Source organism: Streptomyces bambusae (assembly GCF_019400985.1).
Classification (GTDB): Bacteria; Actinomycetota; Actinomycetes; order Streptomycetales; family Streptomycetaceae; genus Streptomyces; species Streptomyces bambusae_A.
Genome location: NZ_WTFF01000298.1, coordinates 1 through 8,928, shown reverse-complemented (window position 1 = coordinate 8,928; position 8,928 = coordinate 1). Strand labels below are relative to the sequence as shown.

8 protein-coding genes and 1 pseudogene are annotated in these 8,928 nt (G+C 72.1%); 8 read left to right on the top strand and 1 reads right to left on the bottom strand.

Features of this window, described 5'->3' with window-relative positions; translation table 11 throughout:
- Positions 1–377 (bottom strand): annotated as a pseudogene (locus GPJ59_RS29120) (hypothetical protein); the annotation flags it as partial.
- Between the two features lie 166 nt (positions 378–543).
- Between GPJ59_RS29120 and GPJ59_RS29115 the strand changes: the two are divergent.
- The 8 genes from GPJ59_RS29115 (at position 544) to GPJ59_RS29080 (ending at position 8,860) form a co-directional block, all read left to right on the top strand.
- Positions 544–957, top strand: coding sequence for a hypothetical protein (locus tag GPJ59_RS29115; RefSeq protein ID WP_219670703.1), 414 nt, complete (start codon positions 544–546; stop codon positions 955–957).
- A complete protein-coding gene (locus tag GPJ59_RS29110; protein ID WP_258025083.1) occupies positions 957–2,387 on the top strand; it encodes a hypothetical protein in 1,431 nt (476 codons plus the stop codon). The genes GPJ59_RS29115 and GPJ59_RS29110 overlap by 1 nt, the downstream gene beginning before the upstream one ends.
- Positions 2,384–2,902, top strand: coding sequence for a hypothetical protein (locus GPJ59_RS29105; RefSeq protein WP_308120546.1), 519 nt, complete (start codon positions 2,384–2,386; stop codon positions 2,900–2,902). The genes GPJ59_RS29110 and GPJ59_RS29105 overlap by 4 nt, the downstream gene beginning before the upstream one ends.
- Positions 2,903–3,260: 358 nt before the next feature.
- Positions 3,261–3,680 (top strand): hypothetical protein, encoded by a 420-nt coding sequence (locus tag GPJ59_RS29100; RefSeq protein ID WP_219670701.1) that lies wholly within the window; start codon positions 3,261–3,263, stop codon positions 3,678–3,680.
- A 66-nt stretch (positions 3,681–3,746) separates the two neighbouring features.
- Positions 3,747–4,421: a hypothetical protein gene (locus tag GPJ59_RS29095; protein WP_219670699.1), complete on the top strand. Its 675-nt coding sequence runs from the start codon at positions 3,747–3,749 to the stop codon at positions 4,419–4,421.
- 71 nt (positions 4,422–4,492) lie between these two features.
- Complete coding sequence (locus GPJ59_RS29090) at positions 4,493–4,966, top strand: hypothetical protein (RefSeq protein WP_219670695.1); 474 nt, start codon at positions 4,493–4,495, stop codon at positions 4,964–4,966.
- A gap of 144 nt (positions 4,967–5,110) precedes the next feature.
- Positions 5,111–7,216, top strand: a complete 2,106-nt coding sequence (locus GPJ59_RS29085) for a thioredoxin domain-containing protein (RefSeq protein ID WP_219670693.1) — start codon at positions 5,111–5,113, stop codon at positions 7,214–7,216.
- A 255-nt stretch (positions 7,217–7,471) separates the two neighbouring features.
- Positions 7,472–8,860: a glycosyltransferase gene (locus tag GPJ59_RS29080; RefSeq protein ID WP_258025082.1), complete on the top strand. Its 1,389-nt coding sequence runs from the start codon at positions 7,472–7,474 to the stop codon at positions 8,858–8,860.
- The last annotated feature ends 68 nt before the right edge of the window (positions 8,861–8,928 follow it).

Sequence of the window (8,928 nt, the reverse complement as noted above, 5' to 3'; positions counted from 1 at the left end):
AGATGGTTATAAGAGACAGCCACCGCCCCGGCCAGCCCGGCCACGGCCCCCGCGCCCAGCGCCGTCCCGGCCGCGACCCCCAACGCCAGGTCCGCACCGAACGCAGCGGCCGCCGCGACACCCGTCACCAGCAGGGCGGTCGAGGCACCGGCCCCGCGGAAGGCCTCGCCGAGCGACTGCGCGCCGGCCGCCGCCTCGTCCAGGGCCCGCTCGTACGCCGCGTACTCCTCCGCCGCACTGGCGGCGAGCCCGCCCAGCGCCTCCCGCCCCCGCGCGAGCAAGGCCTCCTTGTCCACGCCCGCCCCGCCCCGCCGCAGCTCTTCCTCGACGGCCCGCACCAACAGCTGCTCGGCCTCGCTCCGATGGCTGTCCCGCACCAGCAACCTCCTCCGCTCGGGGGGCCCAAGTGTCCTGCGGGGCACGCCGGAACGCGAGGAATCTGAGCTAGATCAGAGGGAGTTGACACACGCGCCGCCCCGCCGCTGTCAGCACCACTGGGTAGCCTGAAGCGGACGAACGGGGGCAGATCGAATGGGGAGGCGCATGAGTTTCGACGACGAGTGGTCACGGATACGGGCCGGCCAGGCGGGCGTACGTCTGAACCAGCTCGACGGCGGGGGCGGTGGCGGAACGCAGACACCCGACCTGAAGAGCTCACCAGAAGCCAAGAAGGCGGCAGCCGACGCCATCCAGCAGGTGCTGGACCCGGACACCAGGACCGCCGGGGACCACGCCGACACCGCGACCGCGGCCGCGCGGGCGGCCTTCGGTGGCTGGCAGACCGCGTCGGCCCTGCAGACCGTCGAGGAGACCTGGAACGGGCAGGTGAAAATGCTGCTCGGGCGCCTCGCCGGCGAGCAGACCGCGCTGCGCGGAAGCGGCCTGTCCTTCCGGAGCCAGGACCTGAAGACCCGGGACGCGTACCGGAGCCTCATCGGTGAGCAGGGGGAGAACTGATGGCGCTGACCTACCACGAGGTCATGACGACCGACTTCGCCACCCTCGGTACCGCAGCCACGGCCTGGGACGCCATGGCCGGCAAGTTCGAGACGCTGGAGACCACCTACGAGAAGAAGGTGCAGTCCACCACGACGAGCGGCGCCTGGCTGGGCCAGGCGCAGCAAGTGGCCGCGCCCAACTTCGCCGTCACGCGCAACGAGTACAACAGCGCCCAGATCCAGGCACGGGCCGTTGCCGCCCTCCTGCGCGAAGCCCAGACGCTCTTCACCGAGCTCCGCGGGAAGGTGAAGGCGGCGGTGGCGGAGGCGGTCGCCGCCGGGATGAAGGTCAGTGAGGGAGGAATCGCTTCGTTCGACTTCTCCAAGGCCGACCGGGCCACGGCGAGTGCTGCCCGCCACGATCCCGACCTGCCCGAGGTGGAGCGGTCCTGGACACGGCGGATCCAGCAGACCGTGGACGCCTTCGACGAGGCCGACCGCGGCGTGAAGCTGGCCCTGGTGGACGCCGTCACCGACAGCGACTTCCGCGACGGCACCTTCGGCGGTTTCAACGGCAGCCGCCCGTATCCGTCGCTCGCGGCCGCGGCCAAGGCCGAGAACATGCCCAAGGACCCGGCCGCCGTCGGCGCGTGGTGGCGCAGCCTGGACCCGGTCACGCGGGGGATCCTGCTGGAGGAGCGGGGTGATGCGCTCAAGAAGGCCGGGATCCTCACCCCTGACTACCGATGGACGTCACCCGACCCCGGTGCCGGGCCCTTCGACGTAGAGGATCCGACCGCCCACGACGCCTACTTGCTGGCCCTTGCCGAGTCCATGATGGCTGGTGGCGACCTCATCGGGCGCACCGACGCGTCCCGTAACCTTGCCCACTTCCTGGAAGGCACGGGCAAGCCGCTCACCTTGGACGTCGACCGGGCGCTCAGTGACGACGGTGCGCTGCGCGCCGCTGTCGCGGAAGACATCTCCAAGCATCGGAACAGGTGGAAGCAGGAGGCTCTGGAGGCGTTCAGGAAGTCGGGCGGGGCACTGGTCTCCATCCCGGTGGAGACCAGAGGGAGCGGCACGTTCGAGGACCGCAACTGGTACCTGGGCGTCGGCAGCCACCAGCGTGTCGTCTCGGGCAACGTCTCGGTAGTGCCCGACGCGCAGGGCCGGCCGAAGATCACCATGGATTACCAGGTCGACCTCTACGACCGCTACAACTGGGACGCAGGCAAGGCGACGCCCATCGGGCCGACGACGATCACGGACGCCGATATGGCCAGGCTCCACACCGTCGGCCTCGCTCAGGAGTACGACATGCACGGCACCAGCTCGATCAGGCAGCACGACCTGGGGGCTGCCGACCAGCCGTCGGTGTCACCCGGCGATCCCGGCAGGGACGGCACCCGGCAGGACCCGTCCCGTGGCACGGAGGAAAACCGGTGAGGCGTAACACCAGTGCGGCCGCCGTCGTGGCGGCCGTACTCGTCCTGGCTGCTGCCACCGCGTGCGCCGTGGACGGCGAGGACAACACAAACAGGCTGCGCGGGCCCGTCTGGGTGAAGGACGCGGGGGCCCCTGAAGCCGCCGGGTTCATGCGGGTGCAGGTTCCGGGCGGTGCCACGGAGGTCAAGGGCGCAGTCCAGGACGGCTTCCAGGACTCGGTGTACCTGCTGTCCTTCGCAGCTCCGACCGTCGACGCCGAGACCTTCACCGCGGACCTGCGCCCCGAGGGCGGGCTCCGGGCGATCACGCCCGTCTCCTCGGCAGACAGCGTGAACGCCGAGCTGTGGGCACACGTCGGGCTGCCCGATCCCGCAACCCAGGAGAGGGTGCGGGAAGGGTCGGTGTGCCCGCCGTGCATCGGGGACGGGCGCCGGTCCAAGGTGCAGGGCATCGACATCGACGTCCAGGACCTTGGCGGTGGCCGCTCCCGGGTCTACCTGCGCGCCACCTCCTGACGGGGTCGTCGCCGTACACTGCGCAAGATCCAGATCTTCCGAACAAGCAGTGCACGGGGGCAAGATGACGGTACGAGAGATACGTGCGGCAGCTCGGGTCGTAGGACGCCGCAATGCATTGCGCTACCTCGCCATCGGCGCCGGGACGGCACTGCTGGCCGCCTGTACCGGGAAGGAGAGGCAGCCCGCCGGGAGCTCGTCGGCCGCGCCGGCTCCGGCGGGCGGGAGCCCTTCGGCGGGTGCGGGCGCGGGCTCCGGGGCCGCCGCGCCGTCCGCGTCTGCTACGTCCGCCGCGCCGCCCGCGTTCCCGTCCGCCGTCCCGTCGGGGCCCCCGGCGGCCGGGCCCAGCGGGAAGACCGTGGCGGACCGGGCCGTCGAGGCGTTCCTGCGGGGCACCTGGACCGTGGAGGCGACCATGCCGGGTGGCGGCCCCGCCGTCCGCGGTCGCGCCACTGTCGAGCTCTCCTTCTGGTCCATCGACTGGGGTGCGGGCGCGGAGGTCTGGAAGGGCTCCCACCGGCTGCACGGCGGGGGCCAGCTCGCGATCGAGATCACCGAGGGGCCGAAGGCCCTGACCCGGGAACAGGGAACCCAGGCGCACATGGTCCCGATGACCGTGGGCGACCGCTTCGAGCTGACCCTCCCCTGGCAGCCTCCGGGCGCCCGGCGGGCGGCCGACGACCAGGTACTGACCGTCGCCTACGACGGCAAGACGCTCACCATCCGCCACGTCGAACGCGGCGGCTCGGTCAGTACGTACGTCTGCAACCGGGCCTGACGAGGGCCCAGTCCGACCCGGGGGCCCGGAATCGGCCCAGGTCAACGCATCGGTACCGTAACCGATATGACGCTCCGGAACATCCGTGCGGCGGCGCGTGCCGTCGGCCGCCGCACCGCCCTGCGCTACCTGGCCCTGGGGGCAGGCGGCGCACTGCTCGCCGCCTGCACGGGAAAGGAGCACGCCGCCGGCCCGGCTTCCTCCCCCTCTTCCTCGGCAGGGACGCCCGCGCCTGCCACCTCCCCGTCCCCCTCCGCCAGCCCGGCCGGCTCACCCTCCGCGTCCGCGTCCGCGCCCGCCGCCGGCCCCTCCGGCATCACCGGCCGGGCCTTCGCCGAGTTCGTCAAGGGCGCCTGGGCGATCCGTACGACCCTGCCCGGCAGCGGGCCCGGCGGCCGCAAGGCCGACGGCAGGGCCACCATCGGCGCCGACGGCAGCTGGAGCATCGTGTGGACCGGGGCCCTCACCGGCACCTGGACCGGGCGCTGGAGCCTCACCCGCGGCCGCCTCGACCTGAAGGTGCTGACCGGGCCCCGGGAGATCGCGGACCCGGACACCTCCTTCGCCCAGAACGTCCCGGAGACCGTGGACGGCCCGGTCTCCCGCACGCTGCCCTGGTACCCGCTGGGCGCCAACGACATGTTCGGCCGCCTGGAGATCGCGTACAACGGCGGCGAACTACGCATCCGCCACCTCGACCTGTCCGGAGCCATGTCCATCCACATGTGCTCCCGCACCTGACCCACAACCGGCCGGCCCCGCCTCGTGTCAATCCCTGAGACCAGGCCGCGACCGCCTCCTATGCTCGGGCCGTGGACGGATACCAGGGCCTGACTGCATTGATCGAATCGGCCTGGGAGGAACTGAACAGTTCCGATGCGGGCCGCCGGAACCTCTGCCTCGACGTCGTCAGCGACGTCCTGGAGACGGGCCGTCTGGCACGACACGACGCGGAGCGGGCCGTCGAGCGCCTCGTCACCGTGGCGCTCTCGGACGACGAGGGCTACGCAGTGCGGGAGTCCGCACTGCACGCAGTCTGCACGGTCTCCACGCACTACGTGCTTCCGTACCGAGTGGTGGAGCCGCTTGCTGCCGGGGCGGATGGCTTCGAGCCCTTGCTTCTTGGCTACGTCCTGACCATCCTCGGCTGCACTCAGGACCAGGCGGCGCTCCCGATCGTCGAGCGGTTCCTCCACCACCCCCACTCCGAGGTGCGCCGGGACGCCTCGGAGGCGGTGACGGAACTGCGCTGGCACCGAGAGTCCGCCCAGGACAGGACGGCTTAGCTCCTCGGCTCAGCGGCTCGGGCGCAGTGCCGCCACGCGTCAGCCGGTCCGGCCGCGCGAGCACTGAGCCGGCACCCCCGCCCGTTCGTACGCTGCCCCGTGGCGCATGGGCGGGGGCGGAGGCGGGTGCGCAAGGATGGGGGTATGCCCAACCGACTCGCGCAGGCCACGTCCCCGTACCTCCTCCAGCACGCGGACAACCCCGTCGACTGGTGGCCATGGGAGGCCGGCGCGTTCGAGGAAGCCCGGCGGCGCGGCGTCCCCGTGTTCCTGAGCGTCGGGTACAGCAGCTGCCACTGGTGCCACGTCATGGCGCACGAGTCCTTCGAGGACGGCGACACCGCTGCGTACATGAACGAGCACTTCGTGTCCGTCAAGGTGGACCGTGAGGAGCGGCCCGACGTGGACGCCGTTTACATGGAGGCCGTGCAGGCCGCCACCGGGCAGGGCGGCTGGCCCATGTCCGTGTTCATGACGCCCGACGGGGAGCCCTTCTACTTCGGCACCTACTTCCCGCCCGAGGCCCGCCACGGCATGCCGTCCTTCCGGCAGGTGCTCGAAGGTGTGCACAGTGCCTGGACGAGCCGACGGGACGAGGTGGGGGAAGTCGCGGGGAAGATCACTCGGGATCTTGCCGGGCGTGTGCTGAGCGCCGGGGACGGCGGGATGCCCACCGAGGAGACCCAGGCCCTGGCGCTGCTCCAGCTGACCCGGGACGTCGACCCCGCGAGCGGCTGGTTCAAGGGGGACACCAAGTTCCCGCCGTCGATGGTGATCGAGTTCCTGTTGCGCCACCACGCGCGGGCCGGTTCCGTGGCCGCGCTGGAGATGGTGGAAGGGCTGTGCGGCGCGATGGCCCGTTCGAGCCTGTACGACCAGGTGGGGGGCGGGTTCCACCGGTACGTGCTCACGCCGAGGGCTGGTGCGCCTCTGGTGCCCCACTTCGAGAAGATGCTCTACGACAACGCCCTGCTGTGCCGCGCGTACGCGCACCTGTGGCGGGCGACCGGCTCGGACCTGGCCCGGCGGGTGGCGTTGGAGACCGCCGACTTCATGGTGCGCGAGCTGCGGACCGGCCAGGGCGGCTTCGCCTCCGCGCTCGACGCCGACAGTGAGGACCCGGCGAGCGGCCGGCACGTGGAGGGCGCGTACTACGTCTGGACGCCGGCGCAGCTGCGCGAGGTGCTCGGCGAGGCGGACGGGGAGCCGGCGGCCGCGTACTTCGGGGTGAGCGAGGAGGGGACCTTCGAGCACGGGACCTCGGTGCTCCAGCTGCCGCAGGCCGGGCCGGTGGTGGACGGCGAGAGGATCGCCGGGATCCGGGAGCGGCTGCTCGCGGCGCGCGCCGAGCGGCCGGCGCCCGGCCGGGACGACAAGGTGGTCGCCGCCTGGAACGGGCTGGTCATCGCCGCGCTCGCCGAGTGCGGGGCGTACTTCGAGCGGCCGGACCTGGTGGAGCGGGCGACCGAGGCCGCCGACCTGCTGGTACGCCTGCACCTGGACGTGACGGACGGCCGGGCCCGGCTGCTGCGGACCAGCAAGGACGGGGTGGCCGGGGCCAACGCCGGGGTGCTGGAGGACTACGGGGACGTGGCGGAGGGCTTCCTGGCGCTGGCCTCCGTCACCGGCGAGGGGGTCTGGCTGGACTTCGCGGGGCTGCTGTGCGACCTGGTCCTGGACCTGTTCACGGCGCAGGACGGCACGCTCTACGACACGGCGCACGACGCGGAGAAGCTGATCCGCCGCCCGCAGGACCCCACCGACAACGCCGCGCCCTCGGGCTGGACGGCGGCGGCGGGCGCGCTGCTGTCGTACGCCGCGCACACCGGCTCGCAGGCGCATCGCACGGCGGCCGAGCGGGCGCTGGCCGTGGTGCACGCACTGGGGCCGCGCGCCCCGCGCTTCATCGGGCACGGCCTCGCCGTCGCGGAGGCGCTCCTCGACGGGCCGCGCGAGGTGGCGGTCGTCGGGCATCCGGAGGATCCGGCGACGGCCGCGCTGCACCGGACGGCGTTGCTGGGGACGGCTCCTGGGGCTGTGGTGGCGGTCGGAAGCCTGCCGTCCGCGGGGCTGGCCGCGGGCCCGGCCGGTGCCGGAGGGGCGGGCGGAGCGGTCGAGTTCCCCCTTCTGGCTGAGCGCACTCTCGTACGCGACCTCCCCACGGCGTACGTATGTCGACATTTCGTCTGCGCGCGTCCTACGACGGATCCGGTCGAGCTGGCAGGCCAGTTGGGCACGGTTCACCCCTGAATGGTGTGGAGTAGCGTCAACTCCGCTTGATGGCAGGGTCGTTCGGCAATGAGATTTTCGGCTGTCGGGCGTCCGGGTTTCACCTTTCCCGTCTACGCTCGTGCCGCCGGGAGTACCGGCAACGGGAGCTGCGCACTGGGGGGTGCGCGCGAGGGGGGTTGACGGAGGCGTGCGGGCCGGGGGGCCCGCGTGCGGCCTCCGGGGTTCGGACGTCGCCGCGCGTCCAGGGGGATCGCGGCATGCCTGGGGGGTCTCTTGTTCCTGTCTGTGTTCGTCGCTGCCGTTTCACTGGCCCTGTTCTGGATGGCTGCCTTCACGCTGTGGTGGCAGATGCACGCGTGGCGGACGCCCGAGACGCTCGCCGCCACCCGGTTCGACCGCCCCGACGGCGGCGGCCGGCTGTCCTTCTCGCTCCTCCTGCCCGCCCGCCACGAGCAGGCCGTGCTGGAGCACACCATCGACCGGCTGCTGGAATCCAGCCACCACGACTACGAGATCATCGTGATCGTCGGCCACGACGACCCCGGCACCGCGGAGGTCGCCGAACGCGCCGCCGCCCGGGCGCCCGAGCGCGTACGGGTCGTCGTCGACCACCACGAGACCAAGAACAAGCCCAAGGCGCTCAACACCGCGCTGCCGCACTGCCGCGGCGACATCGTCGGGGTGTTCGACGCCGAGGACCAGGTCCACCCCGAGCTGCTCGCCCACGTCGACCACGCCTTCCGCGCCACCGGCGCCGACGTGGTCCAGGGCGGGGTCCAGCTGATCAACTTCCACTCCAGCTGGTACAGCCTGCGCAACTGCCTGGAGTACTTCTTCTGGTTCCGCTCCCGGCTGCACCTGCACGCCGAGAAGGGCTTCATCCCGCTCGGCGGCAACACCGTCTTCGTCCGCACCGACGTCCTGCGCGAGGCCGGCGGCTGGGACCAGAACTGCCTGGCCGAGGACTGCGACCTCGGCGTGCGGCTGTCCTCCGTGGGCAAGAAGGTCGTCGTCGCCTACGACTCCGACATGGTCACCCGCGAGGAGACCCCCGGCTCCCTGGTCAGCCTGCTCAAGCAGCGCACCCGCTGGAACCAGGGCTTCCTCCAGGTCTACCGCAAGAAGGACTGGCAGCAGCTGCCCGGCCGCGGCCAGCGCTGGCTGGCCCGCCACACCCTCATGACGCCGTTCATGCAGGCCGCCTGCGGGGTGATCATCCCGGTCAACGTCGCCGTAGCCGTCCTCCTCGACGTGCCCGTCGGCATCGCGATCATCACCTTCCTCCCCATGATCACGGCGCTGGTGACGTTCGTGTTCGAGATCGTCGGCCTGCACGACTTCGGGGTGCAGTACGGACTGCGCGTCCGCTTCGTGCACTACCTCAAACTCATCGTCGGCGGCCCCTTCTACCAGGTGATGCTCGCCGGCGCCGCCATCCGCGCCGTCTGGCGCGAGCAGCGCGGCCGCAACGAGTGGGAGCTGACCAGCCACGTCGGCGCGCATCTCGCGGACGCCGCACCCGGCGATGCCGCACCCGGCGACGCCGCACCCGGCGATGCCGCCCACGTCGCCGTCACCGCACCCGGCGATGCCGCACACCTCGCCGACACCGCACCCAGCCACGCCGAGGCCCCGCCGATCCGAGAGGACAGCCACCGGTGACCGCCACCCTGCCCACGGCCACTGATCCCCGGTCCCCTGACGGCGCCCCCGACGGCGCCCCCGACGGC

What these genes read in the sequence shown, in the direction of transcription:
- GPJ59_RS29115 (WP_219670703.1), top strand. Translation starts at nt 544, where the DNA reads ATGAGTTTCGACGACGAGTGGTCACGGATACGGGCCGGCCAGGCGGGC.
- GPJ59_RS29110 (WP_258025083.1), top strand. Translation starts at nt 957, where the DNA reads ATGGCGCTGACCTACCACGAGGTCATGACGACCGACTTCGCCACCCTC.
- GPJ59_RS29095 (WP_219670699.1), top strand. Translation starts at nt 3,747, where the DNA reads ATGACGCTCCGGAACATCCGTGCGGCGGCGCGTGCCGTCGGCCGCCGC.
- GPJ59_RS29085 (WP_219670693.1), top strand. Translation starts at nt 5,111, where the DNA reads ATGCCCAACCGACTCGCGCAGGCCACGTCCCCGTACCTCCTCCAGCAC.